The sequence below is a fragment of the Microcystis sp. LE19-195.1E genome, assembly GCF_027532095.1.
Classification (GTDB): domain Bacteria; phylum Cyanobacteriota; class Cyanobacteriia; order Cyanobacteriales; family Microcystaceae; genus Microcystis; species Microcystis aeruginosa.
The window spans coordinates 1-16,162 of sequence record NZ_JAPZSZ010000058.1; the positions used below are offsets into that span (position 1 = coordinate 1).

17 protein-coding genes are annotated in these 16,162 nt (G+C 45.6%); 9 read left to right on the plus strand and 8 right to left on the minus strand.

From position 1 onward, the window contains the following. On the minus strand, positions 1 to 821 hold an 821-nt coding region (locus tag O9300_RS03490; RefSeq protein ID WP_287970077.1), incomplete at its 3' end, for an RNA-guided endonuclease InsQ/TnpB family protein. 148 nt (positions 822 to 969) lie between these two features. Here O9300_RS03490 and tnpA point away from each other — a divergent pair. Next, positions 970 to 1,302 (plus strand): IS200/IS605 family transposase, encoded by a 333-nt coding sequence (gene tnpA, locus O9300_RS03495; protein WP_502846387.1) that lies wholly within the window; start codon positions 970 to 972, stop codon positions 1,300 to 1,302. A 194-nt stretch (positions 1,303 to 1,496) separates the two neighbouring features. Then, entirely contained in the window at positions 1,497 to 2,447 is a 951-nt protein-coding gene (locus O9300_RS03500) for an undecaprenyl-diphosphate phosphatase (RefSeq protein ID WP_409827632.1), read from the plus strand. Between the two features lie 12 nt (positions 2,448 to 2,459). Here the strand turns inward: O9300_RS03500 and O9300_RS03505 are convergent, their stop codons facing one another. From O9300_RS03505 to tig, 5 genes are all read right to left on the minus strand, one after another. After that, complete coding sequence (locus tag O9300_RS03505; RefSeq protein ID WP_287970083.1) at positions 2,460 to 3,317, minus strand: alpha/beta fold hydrolase; 858 nt, start codon at positions 3,315 to 3,317, stop codon at positions 2,460 to 2,462. Next, on the minus strand, positions 3,295 to 3,504 hold the full coding sequence (locus tag O9300_RS03510) for a hypothetical protein (protein ID WP_004160464.1): 210 nt from the start codon (positions 3,502 to 3,504) through the stop codon (positions 3,295 to 3,297). The genes O9300_RS03505 and O9300_RS03510 overlap by 23 nt, the downstream gene beginning before the upstream one ends. A 21-nt stretch (positions 3,505 to 3,525) precedes the next feature. Then, positions 3,526 to 4,860, minus strand: a complete 1,335-nt coding sequence (clpX, locus tag O9300_RS03515) for an ATP-dependent protease ATP-binding subunit ClpX (protein ID WP_287970085.1) — start codon at positions 4,858 to 4,860, stop codon at positions 3,526 to 3,528. A 10-nt stretch (positions 4,861 to 4,870) separates the two neighbouring features. After that, positions 4,871 to 5,572, minus strand: coding sequence for an ATP-dependent Clp endopeptidase proteolytic subunit ClpP (gene clpP / locus O9300_RS03520; RefSeq protein WP_002736918.1), 702 nt, complete (start codon positions 5,570 to 5,572; stop codon positions 4,871 to 4,873). 224 nt (positions 5,573 to 5,796) lie between these two features. Continuing rightward, positions 5,797 to 7,191 (minus strand): trigger factor, encoded by a 1,395-nt coding sequence (tig, locus tag O9300_RS03525; protein WP_287970086.1) that lies wholly within the window; start codon positions 7,189 to 7,191, stop codon positions 5,797 to 5,799. Positions 7,192 to 7,515: 324 nt separating this feature from the next. Here tig and O9300_RS03530 point away from each other — a divergent pair, with 324 nt between their 5' ends. From O9300_RS03530 to dxs, 6 genes are all read left to right on the plus strand, one after another. After that, the gene (locus O9300_RS03530; protein ID WP_147071700.1) at positions 7,516 to 8,553 is read left to right on the plus strand and encodes an aspartate-semialdehyde dehydrogenase; all 1,038 of its coding nucleotides are present in this window, start codon (positions 7,516 to 7,518) and stop codon (positions 8,551 to 8,553) included. A gap of 273 nt (positions 8,554 to 8,826) precedes the next feature. Continuing rightward, positions 8,827 to 9,720 carry a 4-hydroxy-tetrahydrodipicolinate synthase gene (gene dapA / locus O9300_RS03535; RefSeq protein WP_287970089.1) on the plus strand — a complete coding sequence of 298 codons (894 nt, stop codon included), beginning with the start codon at positions 8,827 to 8,829 and terminating at the stop codon, positions 9,718 to 9,720. A gap of 238 nt (positions 9,721 to 9,958) precedes the next feature. Then, positions 9,959 to 11,707, plus strand: a complete 1,749-nt coding sequence (locus O9300_RS03540; RefSeq protein ID WP_287970090.1) for a ribonuclease J — start codon at positions 9,959 to 9,961, stop codon at positions 11,705 to 11,707. 61 nt (positions 11,708 to 11,768) lie between these two features. Then, a complete protein-coding gene (locus O9300_RS03545; RefSeq protein WP_287970092.1) occupies positions 11,769 to 11,909 on the plus strand; it encodes a hypothetical protein in 141 nt (46 codons plus the stop codon). Positions 11,910 to 11,911: 2 nt separating this feature from the next. Beyond that, a complete protein-coding gene (larB, locus tag O9300_RS03550; RefSeq protein WP_002758604.1) occupies positions 11,912 to 12,682 on the plus strand; it encodes a nickel pincer cofactor biosynthesis protein LarB in 771 nt (256 codons plus the stop codon). A gap of 73 nt (positions 12,683 to 12,755) precedes the next feature. Next, positions 12,756 to 14,666, plus strand: coding sequence for a 1-deoxy-D-xylulose-5-phosphate synthase (gene dxs, locus O9300_RS03555; RefSeq protein ID WP_287970094.1), 1,911 nt, complete (start codon positions 12,756 to 12,758; stop codon positions 14,664 to 14,666). A 297-nt stretch (positions 14,667 to 14,963) separates the two neighbouring features. On the opposite strand, the gene O9300_RS19405 is transcribed toward dxs, so the two are convergent. Continuing rightward, a complete protein-coding gene (locus O9300_RS19405) occupies positions 14,964 to 15,095 on the minus strand; it encodes a type II toxin-antitoxin system VapB family antitoxin (protein WP_353851539.1) in 132 nt (43 codons plus the stop codon). A gap of 284 nt (positions 15,096 to 15,379) precedes the next feature. On the opposite strand from O9300_RS19405, the gene O9300_RS03560 reads away from it, so the two are divergent. Continuing rightward, positions 15,380 to 15,859: a hypothetical protein gene (locus tag O9300_RS03560; RefSeq protein WP_287970096.1), complete on the plus strand. Its 480-nt coding sequence runs from the start codon at positions 15,380 to 15,382 to the stop codon at positions 15,857 to 15,859. Positions 15,860 to 15,979: 120 nt separating this feature from the next. Here O9300_RS03560 and O9300_RS03565 read toward each other — a convergent pair. Then, the coding region (locus O9300_RS03565) for a PIN domain-containing protein (RefSeq protein WP_502846386.1) at positions 15,980 to 16,162 on the minus strand (183 nt) is incomplete at its 5' end.

The following is a 16,162-nucleotide window of genomic DNA, read 5'->3' on the forward strand; positions in this document are numbered from 1 at the left end:
CAAAGGTAATGAGCTAACTTAAAATGCCAATCTCTACGAGTATTAGACACTTTTTCGTGTAATCTCGCTATCTTATCTTGGAGTTTCAACCAATTGTTCGAGCCTTTGACTTGATGTTTCAAGCGTCTTTGTAGCAATTTAAGCTTACTCTGTACTTTCAACAAAAATCGAGGGGCTTTGATTAAATCTCCCCGTGAAGTAGCGACAAAACTTTCAATTCCCGCGTCAATTCCTAAACAGGTTTTCCCGGCCGTTATATCGGGGACGGATTCTTGGGATTGGAAGGAAACCGAAACGTAAAATCCCGACGCTTTTTGGATAATTCGAGCTTGTTTAGGATCGAACCCAGACGGGTACTTTCTGGATTGCCGGATTATAATTTTTCCTAATTGTGGAAAATTCAAACATCCATCCCCTAGAAAGTTTTTTGAGAGTGTGGGGAAAACAAAACTTCGCATCTTTTTTTTGAATCTAGGAAAGCCGAAGCCTTTCGATTTTATCTGGTCAAAAGCTTTATCTAAAGTTTTTAAGACTTGCTGTAAAACTTGAGCGTTAACCGTCTTTAATATCGGATAGATTTTTTTAGCTTCCGTTAGATTTTTAGCTTGAACGAAGTAATTAGGATAGGGTTCATCCGCAGGAATTATGTACTCGGAAACTAACGAACAACGATCCGCAAGACACTTTCGAGAGTTCAACCAATCTTTCCGTTCTGAAAGAGCGTAATTGTAAACGCTTTTGCAAACATCAAGAATGTGGATGATCTCCCGTTCCTGTTGTCTGTTTACCTTTAGTTTGTACTGGTAGGTAAGCGTTATCACTGTCGTTCGTTTCGTGATGTACAATTGAATTGTAACACTTACTGCCTAATATGTCAACCGATTACAATCATGGATTTCGCTCTGTTTATAGACTTACCGCTCAGGTCGTATTCGTCATCAAATACCGGCCATTGCTATTAACAATGAAATCTTAGCCCGACTTAAAGAAATCTTTGTGTCAACGCTGACGAAATGGGACAGCACATTACTTTATTTCAACGGTGAATCGGATTACGTTCACCTGATTATCGATTACAAGCCTGACATCGCTTTATCCAAACTAATCGCTAATCTTAAAACAGTTAGTAGTCGCTTAATTAGAAAGGAATTTCCGGATTTGGCGGCAAAGTATTTCGACAACAAACCCTATTTTTGGACGGGAGGTTATTTCGTGGCTAGTTGTGGCGGCGTTACTGTCGAACAACTAAAAAAATACGTCGAGAACCAAAACTCCCCAAAAGTGGAAACGCTACCGCGTTAGTTTCATTCTGGTGGCGATTCATCTCCCGTTAACTGCGTAGCGGTTTAACGGGAGTCCTCTCGTTCCATTGAGATAGACAAAAGGCAGTAATATTGATTAGTTAATTTCCCCATCTCCCCCCGCAACGCGCACGAAGTGGTCTCCCCACACCCCACACCCCACACCCTACACCCAACCCCTTTTTTTACTGAAAAATGATGTTTTCCTTCCTGAAAAAAAGCTATAAATGGCTAGGACTAGCGATAATAACGGTGATTTTGGCGATTACACCCGCCGCCATTGCCCAATCAACTACTAGCGCCATACCTCTGGCAAAAATTAACTGGTTACAGGCGATTTTTTTGGGATTTGTGCAGGGAGTGACGGAATTTTTGCCGATTAGCAGCACCGCTCATCTAAAAGTGATTCCCGTCTTTTTGGGTTGGGGAGATCCCGGTGTCACCTATACAGCAGTGATTCAATTGGGCAGTATTGCGGCGGTATTGTCCTATTTTTGGCAGGATTTAACGCAAATATCCACGGGAATGGTGAAAGCGGTGGCTAGTTCCGATTATCGTTCCCAGGATTTTCGTTTGGCCGTGGGGATTATCCTAGGCACAATTCCGATCGTTTTCTTCGGTTTGTTAATGAAACTTTTCATTCCCGATTTAGATAATTCCCCCCTGAGAAGCATGACAGCGATCGCCTGTGCCTCCATAGTCATGTCTTTACTCTTAGGTACGGCCGAAAAAATCGGGAAACATAAACGCAGTTTTGAGACTTTGCGACAAAAAGACGGGGTTTTAATGGGATTAGCCCAAGCTTTAGCCCTAATACCGGGGGTATCTCGTTCTGGGTCCACCTTAACTGCCGGGTTATTCATGGGTTTAGAAAGGGCCGTAGCGGCGCGATTTTCCTTTCTGTTGGGGATTCCGGCGATAACTTTAGCCGGTTTAGTGGAATTTAAAGGCGTTCTCGACCAGATTAACACCAGTGAATTAATTCCCCTCGCTATTGGGGTAATTTCCTCGGCGATATTTTCCTATCTTTCGATCGCTTGGTTATTAGATTATCTCAAAAAACAGAGTACCTGGGTTTTTGTCTGGTATCGTCTCTTTTTCGGGGTTACTATCCTGATTGGTGTGGCCTGGGGGCGTTTTTCCTGACCTTTTGGCATTCTAATTAATTTCTAAAAAATCTCGCAATTTTTGTAGATAAGTAGGGGCATCTTCTAACATGGGAAAGTGAGCAGTATCAGCCATCTCCACATACTGGATATTATTATTCAAATCCGCCGCCATTTTACCCATTTTGGCAGGGATAATAATGTCTTTTTCCCCTGATACTAAAAGAGTTGGTATTTTAATCTCGGCAAATTTACCCGGCATAATTTCCACTGCCTTTTTACTCACAGATGTATAAATTGTGCCTAGGGCTGCCTCATAATCTGCCGCCAAAAAATCTTCTAAAAAAGCAATTCTTTCTGATTTTGGGATCGATCGATGCAAAAATCTCGCCATAAATAATCGATCGGCAAAAGGTACTTTTAAAAACCAATCATAACGAAACTGTACCACATACTTACCGAATTTATGGAAGGCAGCAAAAGCCGCTTTATTATACTCAAAAATGCCATTACAGGTTAAAACTGCTTTGACCACTCTTTCGGGGTACATAGTAATAAAAAAAGTCGCCACCGATGCCCCCATAGAGTGACTATTGAGATAGACTTTTTCAATTTCCAAACTATCTAAAAACAAGGCTAGATCAAGGGCATATTCTTCTAAATCGTAGGAAAGATCGGAGGATTTTTCCGGCAATTTAGACCGACCAAAACCCCGCATATCGTACAATAAACAATCAAAGCGATCGCAAATTGCCGCAGCCGTCGATCGCCAATAGCGTCCCGATCCTCCCCAACCATGAATAAACACCATCACTGGCTTTTTCTGGGGAGATTCCGACTGTCGAATCCACTCGTAATAATGGGGAACACCGCGAACAGTGACTGTTTTATCGATTATTTGAGTTTTCATGATAGATGTCATCTTCCAGATTATCCCAAATCTTAGCCAGTGCAGTTTCGCTGACTTTTTGCCAGAAATCCGAGTTTGTCTCCTCCGGGATGAGGGTGACTAGAACTCTAGTACCCTCTGGAATCGGCACGGATTCGAGGAGTTCGATCCGGCCTTCTTTGATGATCGCAGGAACGGTGTTCAGCATGGTTAACCTCGATTTTTACCCTTAAGCGGATTCTTGACTGGGTAGAGAGGAAGGATGAACCAATAGATCTGCCGTGGAACGTTTTTCCACCATTTCGCGGGTGATTAAACAGCGTTTCACGTCCTTGCGCGAGGGCAATTCGTACATGACATCGAGCATTAACTCCTCGACAATACCCCGCAGGGCCCGGGCCCCGGTTTTGCGACGATAGGCTTCTTGGGCGATCGCTAGGACGGCATCAGATTTAAACTCTAACTGTACATTGTCCATCTTCAACAGTTTTTGATACTGTTTCACCAAAGCGTTGCGGGGTTGGGTCAGGATAGCGATTAAAGCTTCCTCATCCAGGGGTGACAGTGCCGCTAGGATGGGAATCCGACCGACAAACTCTGGAATCATGCCAAATTTGACTAAATCATCGGGAGTCATTTGTTTTAATAACCCTGCCGCTACCTTATCCTTACTAGCTTGGCCATCTCCCGGTTGAATAAAGCCCATGGATTTTTTACCGAGACGCTGATCGATCACCTTATCTAAACCGACAAACGCCCCACCGCAGATAAACAGGATATTGCTGGTGTCGATCTGAATACAATCCTGATAGGGGTGTTTGCGGCCGCCTTGGGGGGGAACATTGGCGATCGTTCCCTCTAACATTTTCAGTAAAGCTTGCTGTACCCCTTCTCCGGACACATCCCGGGTAATCGAGGTATTTTCGCTCTTGCGGGCAATTTTATCGATTTCATCGATGTAGATAATGCCCCGCTGCGCCTCTTCCACGTCTAAATCTGCCACTTGTAACAGACGCAAGAGAATATTTTCCACATCTTCCCCCACATAACCGGCCTCGGTTAAAGTGGTGGCATCGGCGACAGCAAAAGGTACATCGAGGATTTTGGCCAGAGTTTGAGCTAGAAGGGTTTTTCCCGATCCTGTGGGACCAATTAACAGAATATTAGATTTTTGCAGTTCGATGCTATCTTCCGGATTGCCGCCACCGGCTTTTTGGGTTTGGATATCTTTGAGGCGTTTGTAATGGTTATAAACGGCCACAGAAAGCACTTTTTTCGCCTCATTTTGACCGATAACGTAATCATCGAGGTATTTTTTAATCTCTCTTGGTTTGGGAATTTGTTCCCAAGTGGTTTTGTTTTGGCCCGATCGCCGTTTGTTGGGGCGTTCCTCCACTGGGGCGACCGGACTAGGCGGTTCCATCAATTCCTCATCGAGAATTTCGTTACACAGTTCCACACACTCGTCACAAATATAGACCCCCGGCCCGGCGATTAATTTTCGCACTTGTTCCTGGGATTTGCCGCAAAATGAACACTTGAGGTGGGAGTCGTATTTAGACATAGTTTATTATTTACAGGGAAGTAACGGGAACGGTAGGATCGGGCAGTTCGGGACGGGAAATCACCAGATCGATTAACCCATATTCTTTGGCTTCGACGGCCGACATGAAAAAGTCCCGTTCGGTGTCGTTGGCGATGCGATCGTAGGGTTGACCGGTGTGGTGAGCCAGCATGGTATTGAGTCTCTGTTTAATATAGAGGATCTCTTTGGCTTGGATGGCGATATCACTAGCTTGACCTTGGGCGCCGCCGAGGGGTTGGTGAATCATGATCCGGCTACTGGGTAGGGACATCCGTTTACCTGCCGCGCCACCACAAAGCAGGAATGCTCCCATACTAGCGGCTAAACCGAAACAAATTGTCGCCACGTCGGGGCGAATTTGTTGCATGGTGTCGTAGATAGCTAGTCCGGCATAAACGGAACCACCGGGGGAGTTGATATAAAGTTGGATATCTTTTTCGGGATCTTCTGCCTCCAAGTAGAGGAGTTGGGCAACGATCGAATCAGCGACCTGATCATCGACGGGGGTTCCCAAAAAGACAATTCTCTCGCGCAAGAGTCGAGAATAGATATCAAAAGCCCGTTCACCCATGCCAGACTGTTCGATTACCACGGGTAAAACGTTAGCTAGGGAGTTTCTCCCCGTGTTGGCGTAGATAGCAGGGCGACAATTACTGGTAATTGGGTAGTCAGGTGATCTCGATTCGAGCATAATTTTTTCGGTTCCGCTATCACAATCTTAGGGTTTTTGCTTGGCTGTGGAGCTTTTATTGGCAAATGTTAAGCATCTTTAGCACTTCTGTCCATCTATTATGCCCTAAGTTTCCCCCGGTTGGCAGGAATCGGTTATCAGTTATCAGGAGATGGGGGAATGGGGGAATTCAACTAATACCCCAAAACCCTAAAACCCCAACACCCAACACGACTGCTAACTCCTTACGGTTCTTCCTCGGCTGCCAACACTTCCACTTCGGTGAATGCGAAGGTTTCTTCCGTTTCCTCCTCCTCGCTTGTTTCTTCCTCTAGGGAACCTTTGGGGACAAGGGTGATAGTAGCTTTTTCTTTCAGCCATTCCAGGGTGTTTTCCGCCAGCATTTCTTCAGTGATCACCTGTTCCAGACGCTGCATATCTATGTCGCGATCGGACAATTGCGCCATGATATTAGCGATTTTTTCCGCTACCGCTTCGGGACTGACTTCAATGCCCGCGACTTTAGCCAATTCCTGCACCACCAGAGTCTCTTTCAGACTTTCGATCGCATCGGGACGGGCGTTTTCCCGCATTTTGGGAATATTATCTTTTGTAAACAACTGGTTGACATCTAGCCCCATTTGTTGGAACTGCATGAAGCTTTGGGTCAAAATATGCGTCACTTCCTTTTCGATCAGCGTCTCCGGTAAATCTAAAGTCGCACCCTTGACTAATTCCTTGGTTAAAGCGTCATCAATGCTTTCTTTGGTTTCCTTCTCCGCTTGTTCTTGGAAACGTTTCTCTAAACTTGCTCTTAATTCGGCGATTGTTTCCTGATCGCTGACTTCTTGGGCAAAATCGTCGTCAAGCTCTGGTAATTCCTTCGCTTTTAACTCTTTCATCGTAATTGTAAAGATTACCGCTTTTGCTGCCACATCTTCTTTGGGATAATCTTCCGGGAAAGTTAAAGTCATCTCTTTGACTTCTTCCGGTTTCATGCCGATAATTCCTTCCACCATACCCTCGATAAAGCGTCCTGCTTCCATATCCACCCGCAGATCTTCGCCGTCAATATCCGGGATATCCTCGCCAGTTTCGGCGGATTTGCCCCGATAATCAACGATCGCCACATCTCCCAGCTGCGCCCCGCGATCTTCCACGGGAACCAATGTCGCTAACTGTTCTTGACGCTCTTTAAACCAATTTTCCACGGATTCGGGATCATAAACGGTTTCTTCGGCAGTAACGCTCAGATTTTCGTAATCTCCGAGAATAATTGTCGGGGCCACATCCAGGGAAACTGAAAAAGTCAAAGCTTTACCCGGTTCATAGGCAGCGATCAAATCCTCAAACTTAGACAATAGCTGCGGATTGCCCAGGGACTCGATACCCTCCTGTTTCAGGGCAGATTCGAGGCAATTTTCAATTAATTCCTCAATTACCGCCGCTTTTACCGCCTTAGTTCCCAATCTTTGCAGAAGGATCTGACGGGGAACCTTGCCGGGGCGAAAACCGGGTATATTAACCGACTTCGCTAAATTCTTGACCACTTGCTCGTGGGTGTTTTTCGTGGTTTCGGCGGGAATTTCAATTTCTAAACCTATCTGACTGGCAGGAAGCTTTTCCTGAATAACTTTCATTGATTTTTCTAGCTCTTACGACAAGGAACGTTTATAATAGGGTGAGCGGTGTTTACGCCTGCGGTGGATCCGTCCCGCTCGTGATATTCTAGGGGAATAGCTGCAGTTGCTCCCCAAGCTCTCACAATCTTTTTATTTTAGCGGTCAATGGGGTATATTTAATTTATTCCGTCCTTGGGGCAGTTAAGCCCAATCAGAAAATTTTGCTGATCAAAAGCCGATCAATCCAAGTTTTAGAATAACTCGGTGGACAAAAAAGATTTTTTACTGTAACGATTTCTTCGGATCATTATCATCACCCAACTCGTCAGGAGGTCACACAATTTGAGTCAAAAAGTACGGGTCGCTATTTTAGGAGCCACCGGGGCCGTGGGAACGGAATTACTAGAGTTATTAGCTAGTCGTCAATTTCCTCTCGCTAGTCTAAAATTACTGGCTTCCGAGCGTTCTGCTGGAAAAACCCTCGATTTTCGGGGCGAAAGTCTCCTAATCGAAGCGGTAAACGAGCGCTCTTTTCAGGACGTGGATATCGTTCTTGCTTCTGCGGGGGGGTCCACCTCGAAAGCTTGGGCGAAAACTATTGTCGAGTCGGGTGCGACGATTATCGATAACTCCAGTGCTTTTCGCATGAATCCCGAAGTGCCTTTAGTTGTCCCAGAAATCAATCCCGACAGTGTGGACAATCACCGGGGCATTATCGCTAATCCCAACTGTACGACAATTCTTTTAGGAGTGGCGATCTGGCCTCTCCACCAAGTACAGGCGATCGAGCGAGTAGTAGTTTCTACTTATCAGTCTGCTAGTGGTGCTGGAGCGCGAGCCATGGAGGAGGTAAAACAGCAAGCGCAAGCAATTCTTGATAATCGGCAACCTCCCACTAATTCCTTCCCCTATCCCCTCGCTTTTAATCTTTTTCCCCACAATACCCCGATTAATGGTCAAGGGTACTGCGAGGAAGAAATGAAAATGGTCAACGAAACCCGCAAGATTTTTGCTTGTCCGGGGCTGCGGGTTAGCGCCACCTGTGTAAGGGTTCCCGTGCTGCGGGCCCATTCGGAATCGGTTAACCTAGAATTTAGTCAGCCTTTTTCTGTGGTGAAGGCTAGAGAGATTCTTCAGTCCGCTCCGGGGGTAAAATTAGTGGAAGATTGGGACGCTAATTATTTTCCCATGCCAATTGATGCTACCGGTCGCGATGAAGTATTAGTGGGACGCATTCGTCAAGATATCTCCCATCCTAACGGTCTAGAATTGTGGCTATGCGGCGATCAAATTCGCAAGGGTGCGGCTTTAAATGCTGTACAAATTGCCGAACTTTTAGTCAAGAAAAATCTCGTCGGTTCAAGATTAGCAACAGTTTGATAATTAAGCGATCAGCCATCAGCTAAATCAAGGCGATAATAATTGAAAAATAGCTAATTAATCGGATAAATAAAGTCTGAAAGCTGATTGCTGATCGCTCAAAAACTGATAACAAGAACCGAATCTAAAACCTAATTTGTTAAGCTAAAAGCTTCAATGTACTTAGTTGATAACCTTCTTTTTTGGTAGGAGAATTGCCAGATTCTTTCTTTTGCCTGTTGCCTGTTGCCTCTTGCCTTCAGAAGCTGATAACTGATAACTGATAACTGATCAATGAGTGAAACAACCTATTTTGGACGAGTAATTACGGCGATGGTGACTCCCTTCACCGTCGAGGGTCAAGTTAATTATGCCCTGGTGGAAAAATTGGCCGATTATCTAGTTACTCACGGTAGCGATGGTATAGTGGTCTGTGGGACGACGGGAGAATCACCCACCCTAAGTTGGCAGGAAGAATACGAACTATTTAGTATTGTCAAAAAAGCGGTTAATGGTCGGGGAAAAGTGATCGCGGGGACGGGTTCTAATTCCACTTCCGAAGCGATCGAAGCGACCCAACAGGCTGCTAAACTGGGTTTAGATGGTTCTTTACAAGTGGTTCCCTACTACAATAAACCACCCCAAGAGGGTTTATACGAGCATTTTCTGACCATTGCCAAAGCTTGTCCCGATCTGCCGGTGATGCTTTATAATATCCCCGGTCGTACGGGTCAAAATATGACCCCAGAAACGATTATTAAACTGGCAGCAGTTGATAATATTGTGGCGGTAAAAGAAGCTAGTGGTAATTTAGAACAAACCTGTAAGATTTACTGTCATACTCCTGAAAATTTCGCTATTTATTCCGGCGATGATTTTCTCACCTTACCCCTAATGACCTGTGGTGCGGTGGGGGTGGTCAGTGTTGCTAGTCATCTGGTGGGAGAAGAAATCCAAGGGATGATTCAAGCTTTATTAACCGGAGATGCGGCCAAAGCGATCAAGATTAACTTGAAATTATTTCCCCTGTTTAAAGGTTTATTCTGTGCCACTAATCCAATTCCAATTAAAGCGGCCTTAAATCTAGTCGGTTGGGAGGTGGGGGGATTGCGATCTCCTTTATGTTCCTTAAGTCCCGAACTAGAAGAAGGATTAGCAAAAATTATGCAAGAATTGGCTTTAATCTAGAAAAATACTAGAAAATTTGGCTAACTAAACTAGGATTTTTTCGAGAAATAGGTTATAATATTAATAGCTTAACTAGAAAATAAATATAGTTTAGAACGGCTAGAAAGTATTGATATAAGTGAATTTAGCTAGGGTTTATTCCCCTAGTTAGACTTATTCTAACTATTCATTTTTTGAGATTTCCCGTCCACAAAACCGACCTGAAAAATCACCATAACTTACAATCAAAGGATACCTAATGAATCAAGATAAAACCCAAGCAAAACTAAAGATCATTCCCCTAGGAGGACTACACGAAATCGGCAAAAACACCTGTGTTTTTGAGTACGATGATGAGATTATTCTCCTCGATGCCGGTTTAGCTTTTCCTTCCGATGATATGCACGGGGTCAATGTAGTGCTTCCCGATATGACTTATCTAAGAGAAAATCGCCATAAAATTAAGGGTATGATCGTCACCCACGGTCACGAAGATCATATCGGTGGCATTCCCTACCATCTCAAACAATTTGATGTGCCAATTATCTACGGTCCGCGCCTAGCGATGGCTTTATTGCGGGATAAATTGGAAGAAGCAGGATTAGCAAATCGTACCAAATTAGAAACCGTAGTTCCCCGGCAAATGGTGCGTTTAGGCAAAGCTTTCATGGTGGAATATATCCGCAATACCCACTCGATCGCCGATAGTTTTTGTGTAGCAATTCACACTCCTTTAGGGGTAGTTATTCACACAGGAGATTTTAAAATTGACCATACTCCCGTGGATGGCGAATTCTTTGATCTACAAAAAATTGCCGAACATGGCGAGAAAGGGGTGCTATGTTTATTGAGTGATTCCACTAACGCGGAAGTACCCGGTTATACTCCTTCGGAAGCTTCCGTTTATCCCGGTTTAGAGCGGGTTTTTAACCAAGCAACGGGACGGATTATGATCACTACCTTTGCTTCCTCGGTGCATCGGATTAATCTGGTGTTGAAATTGGCCCAGAAATTTAACCGGAAAGTGGTGGTAGTGGGTCGATCGATGTTAAATGTCATCGCTCATGCGCGCAATTTGGGGTATATAAAATGTCCCGATGATCTGTTTGAACCCTTGAAAGCGACCCGCAATTTAGCCGATGATAAAATCGTCATTTTAACCACAGGCTCCCAGGGGGAACCTTTAGCGGCCATGACACGGATTTCTAAGGGTGAACATCCTCATATTCGCGTGCGTCAGGGGGATACGATTGTCTTTTCCGCTAATCCGATTCCGGGTAATACGATCGCTGTGGTCAATACAATTGATCGCCTGATGATGCAGGGTGCTAACGTAGTTTACGGACGCGATAAGGGAATTCACGTTTCCGGCCATGGTTCCCAAGAAGACCATAAATTGATGCTATCTTTGACCCGGCCGAAGTTTTTTGTGCCAGTGCATGGAGAACACCGAATGCTGGTCAAACACGCTCAGATGGCCCAAAGTATGGGTATTGCTGCCGAAAATATGGTGATTGTCAAAAATGGTGACACGATCGAGTTAACTGGCGATCGCATTGCTATCGGCGCTCCAGTGCCTTCGGGAATCGAGTTAGTCGATCAAGCGGGTGTAGTCCACGAACACATTATGCAGGAAAGACAACAGTTAGCCGAAGATGGTGTGATTACGATCGCAACCTTCGTTAACGGGGAGGGACAATTAAGCGCACCCCCAGAGATTAATTTGCGCGGTGTGGTCACAAAAGTGGAAATCTCGCTGCTGAATCAGTTAATTATTCGGGCGATCGAACGCTGTTTAAGCGATCGCATCGGTGAATTTAAAACCGCCACGGGGTCCCAGGATTGGGCCGGTTTGCGGGCCGAAATCGAGACGACTTTGCAACGTTTAATCAAACGGGAGTTACAGAGTCAACCTCTAGTGATTTTCCTCCTGCAAGCGGCGGCAACGGAACCAGCGAACAATCGTACTTATCGCCGCCGCCGTCCCGCAGCTACCATGGCCTCCTAATAGCAGTGGGACAGGAGACAGGAGACAGGAGACAGGTTTTAGGTGTTGGGGTTTTGGGGTTTTGGGGTTTTGGGGTTTTAGTTCAATTTCCCCACTTCCCCACTTCCCCACTTCCCCACTTCCCCACACCCCACACCCCACTCTCCCACTTCCCCACACCCCACACCCCACACCCCACACCCCACTTCCCATTGATAACTGACCATGTTCCATGCTGCCGATTTGCGATCGCTGCTGACTGCCGTTGCCAGGGGAGAAATTAACCCGGAGACAGCCTTAGATAAACTTAAACATCTGGCCTTTGAACCGGTGGAAGACTTCGCTAAAATTGACCATCATCGTCAATTAAGAACGGGATTTCCGGAGGTTATCTGGGGGCCGGGTAAAACCACCGCTCAAATCGCCCAAATTATCAATGTTTTGCGTCAAAATAGTCCCGTGGTTATGGCCACCCGCATTGAAGCAGAGATAGCAGCCCAGCTACAGGAACAGGTGACAGACTTAGTTTATTATCCCTTAGCCCGCATCTGTGCCATTGCCGCAGCTGCCCCAGAAAATCCCCCAAAAGGGATAATTTCCATCCTAACGGCGGGAACTGCCGATATTCCCGTAGCGGAGGAGGCGGCGGTTACTGCTCAATTATGCGGTTTTTCCGTGCAGCGTCTTTGGGATGTGGGAGTAGCGGGAATTCATCGCCTCTTGAATCATCGCCATCTATTGGATGCCGCCGATGTGTTAATTGTTGTTGCGGGAATGGAAGGAGCCTTACCAAGTGTGGTAGCGGGATTAGTCGATCGCCCGGTGATCGCCGTTCCCACGAGTATCGGTTACGGAACCAGTTTCGGTGGTATTGCTCCTTTGTTAACTATGCTCAATTCCTGCGCGGTCGGTATCGGTGTGGTTAATATCGATAATGGTTTTGGGGCTGCCATGTTAGCCGGCCAAATTTTACGCACGGCGGCCAGATTAGCCTAGATTTTCCCTCATCTCAGGCTGAAAATCCTATACAGTTGGTATAGGGATAAACTACTTTGAAAAAGAAGCCGATATGCACCTAAGTGAAATTACTCATCCCAACCAGTTACATGGTTTATCACTCCGTCAATTAGAAGATATTGCCCGTCAGATTCGCGAAAAACACCTCCAGACGATCGCCGCTACCGGTGGACATTTGGGACCGGGGTTAGGAGTCGTAGAACTAACGATCGCCCTTTACCAGACCCTCGATCTCGATCGAGATAAAGTCCTTTGGGACGTGGGACACCAAGCTTATCCGCACAAACTCCTTACCGGTCGCTATAACGATTTTCACACCCTGCGCCAAAAAAACGGCATTGCGGGCTATCTAAAACGTTGCGAGAGCAAATTTGACCATTTTGGGGCTGGACACGCCTCTACGAGCATTTCTGCGGGGTTAGGAATGGCTTTAGCCCGGGATGCCAAGGGGGAAGATTTCAAGGTGGTATCGATCATCGGGGATGGCGCTTTAACCGGGGGTATGGCCCTAGAAGCGATTAACCATGCTGGACATTTACCGAACACCAACATCATGGTTATCCTCAACGATAACGAGATGTCCATTTCCCCCAACGTCGGGGCAATTTCCCGCTATCTCAATAAAGTTCGTCTGAGCGAACCCGTCCAGTTTATCGCCGATAATCTCGAAGAACAATTTAAAAATCTACCCTTCTTCGGTGACTCCCTCACTCCCGAAATGGAACGAGTCAAAGAAGGAATGAAACGGTTAGCAGTTCCCAAAGTCGGCGCAGTCATCGAGGAATTGGGCTTTAAATATTTTGGCCCGATTGATGGTCATAATATTCCCGAATTAATCGCCACTTTTAAACAGGCCCATAAGGTCCACGGACCAGTTTTCGTCCACGTTGCCACCGTTAAAGGCAAAGGCTACGAATTAGCCGAAAAAGATCAAGTGGGTTATCATGCCCAAAATCCCTTTAATTTAGCCACGGGTAAACCGATTCCCTCCAGTAAACCGAAACCTCCCGCTTATTCCAAAGTTTTCGGGCATACTCTCACTAAATTAGCGGAAAATGACCCCCGCATTATCGGTATCACCGCCGCCATGGCCACGGGGACGGGATTAGACAAATTTCAAGCAAAACTGCCGAAACAGTACATCGATGTGGGAATTGCCGAACAACACGCCGTTACTCTCGCTGGTGGTCTTGCTTGCGAAGGAATGCGCCCGGTTGTCACCATTTACTCTACTTTCCTGCAGCGGGCTTTTGATCAGATTATTCACGATATCTGCATTCAAAATCTACCGGTTTTCTTCTGCATGGACCGGGCCGGTATTGTCGGGGCCGATGGACCGACCCACCAAGGGATGTACGATATCGCCTACCTGCGTTGTATCCCCAATATGACCATTATGGCCCCGAAAGATGAGGCGGAACTGCAAAGAATGGTCGTGACCGGGATTAATCATACCAGCGGCCCCATTGCCATGCGTTATCCCCGGGGCAACGGTTTAGGGGTTCCCCTGATGGAAGAGGGTTGGGAAGCTTTACCCATCGGTAAGGGCGAAATTCTCCGCAGTGGCGATGATATTCTCCTGTTAGGATACGGCACGATGGTCAATACTTCCCTACAGGTGGCCGAAATCCTCAGCGAACACGGCATCGAAGCCACCGTGGTTAATGCCCGTTTTGTCAAGCCCCTTGATACAGAACTTATCTTTCCCCTTGCCCAACGTCTTGGTAAGGTGGTGACTTTGGAAGAAGGTTGTTTGATGGGTGGTTTTGGTTCTGCGGTTTTGGAAGCTTTACAGGATGCTAATATTCTAGTTCCGGTCAAACGTTTCGGGGTTCCCGATAAATTAGTGGACCACGCAACACCAGAGGAATCCTTCGCTGATTTGGGTTTAACCAGTCCCCAGATTGCCCAACAGGTTTTAGCGGTATTTTTTAGCCAAAAACAAACCGCTAACGTCGGTTAAAATCTCAAGATTAGCTTGGCCAGTTTTTCCGAAAAATTAGGGAAGACTGGTTTTTTTTGGTCTAGATAGTCAATGAAGACTGCCAGCAATAAATAGGGTTTGCGGCAAAAAGTACGGGCGAAGCATTCGGATAGAAAATCTACGGTTTCACCGATAGGTTATTGCCCGAATGCTTCGCCCCTACAGGACGCGGGCCGATGAAGACCCAAGGTTTTGAACGACGATTCTCTCAAAATATTACACCTGTTTCGCAAGAAAAGCCACAAAACCCCTATCTTGCCTACATTTCACATTTATTCAGCAAGCCCTAAATAGTGAGGGGAACGAACCACAGAGACACAAAGGACACAAAGATCGATCACTACTATAGAAGTTAAATTTATCACACAAAGAATAGGAGAGTCCAGTAGCTTTAAGAGTATCAGCCATGAGTTGGTCATAGTATCCCTAGTTGTGCCTATAGCGGTTTTCCCAGAAGTGAGTCCCGATTGAAACGCTGAAACGCCTATCTAGCAAGGGATTTACTATACCTTATTGGACTGAAAACCACTATAGTAGATTAAACCTCTTGCATAATTAATTTTTGAGGGTTCAAAAATGAGAAAAAAGGTTAAATTTTGTCAAGAAATTGCTTAAAGTTTTGTAAAGCAACTTGACTTAAAGACAGAATTGTGTACAATCGTTCATCAGTAATTTTACCCGGAGTGCTGTGTATGGTTTCATCAGTTCATCTTATGGCTTCTGGCTGGGATTTAGCAGTTAATAACCGCAATGGTCAACTCGCTCTTGTGGTTGAGGTCAAGTGCAAAACCAACGTATCCCCAGAATGGGCGGCAAAACTCCGACGCAATATTCTGGCACACGGTACTTTTGCCAAGGCTCCCTATTTTTTGCTGGTCTTTCCTGACAGATTTTACTTATGGAGTAATGTTGGGGCTTTTCAGGAGCAGAGTGAACCTAGTTATCTGATTGATGCCAGTCCCATTCTTCAGCCTTATTTTCAACGAGCAGGGGTAACGAATGACCAAATTAGTAGGCAAAGTCTTGAACTAATTGTTGCTTCTTGGTTGGGAGAGATTATTTATTCTGAAAAGCCGCCTGAAGCTCTCGATGATTCTCAGCGTTGGTTGATTGATTCAGGGTTGTATGCTGCTTTAGCTGGAGGAAAATTTCAGCGTGAGGCAGCGGCGTGAATATCTATGTTGAAACAAATTTTGTTTTAGAGCTAACCTTCGAGCAAGAGCAGAATAGGAGTATATATCAACCAAACTACTTTTCTCGGGTAAAGCATTAGAGTTGAAAACCTCAAGAAATCAAGTGGTAGGAGAAGCTGAAATTAGCTTTAAGTGCTTCACGAAAGGAATAAAATCTTTATCTGAAAAAAGGAGCGGAAGATTATTTTCAATACAAAAGGAGGCAATAATAACATCAGCAGTTTTTCTAATAGTTATCCCCTTCTTGCGTAACTGGCGATAATTGTCCGCGCTTTTCAATGC

Excerpts from the sequence above, each read along its gene's own strand:
- O9300_RS03500 (WP_409827632.1), top strand. The coding sequence starts at position 1,497 with ATGATGTTTTCCTTCCTGAAAAAAAGCTATAAATGGCTAGGACTAGCG.
- O9300_RS03505 (WP_287970083.1), bottom strand. The coding sequence starts at position 3,317 with ATGAAAACTCAAATAATCGATAAAACAGTCACTGTTCGCGGTGTTCCC.
- O9300_RS03510 (WP_004160464.1), bottom strand. The coding sequence starts at position 3,504 with ATGCTGAACACCGTTCCTGCGATCATCAAAGAAGGCCGGATCGAACTC.
- clpX (WP_287970085.1), bottom strand. The coding sequence starts at position 4,860 with ATGTCTAAATACGACTCCCACCTCAAGTGTTCATTTTGCGGCAAATCC.
- clpP (WP_002736918.1), bottom strand. The coding sequence starts at position 5,572 with ATGCTCGAATCGAGATCACCTGACTACCCAATTACCAGTAATTGTCGC.
- tig (WP_287970086.1), bottom strand. The coding sequence starts at position 7,191 with ATGAAAGTTATTCAGGAAAAGCTTCCTGCCAGTCAGATAGGTTTAGAA.
- dapA (WP_287970089.1), top strand. The coding sequence starts at position 8,827 with ATGAGTGAAACAACCTATTTTGGACGAGTAATTACGGCGATGGTGACT.
- O9300_RS03540 (WP_287970090.1), top strand. The coding sequence starts at position 9,959 with ATGAATCAAGATAAAACCCAAGCAAAACTAAAGATCATTCCCCTAGGA.
- larB (WP_002758604.1), top strand. The coding sequence starts at position 11,912 with ATGTTCCATGCTGCCGATTTGCGATCGCTGCTGACTGCCGTTGCCAGG.
- dxs (WP_287970094.1), top strand. The coding sequence starts at position 12,756 with ATGCACCTAAGTGAAATTACTCATCCCAACCAGTTACATGGTTTATCA.
- O9300_RS19405 (WP_353851539.1), bottom strand. The coding sequence starts at position 15,095 with ATGGCTGATACTCTTAAAGCTACTGGACTCTCCTATTCTTTGTGTGAT.
- O9300_RS03560 (WP_287970096.1), top strand. The coding sequence starts at position 15,380 with ATGGTTTCATCAGTTCATCTTATGGCTTCTGGCTGGGATTTAGCAGTT.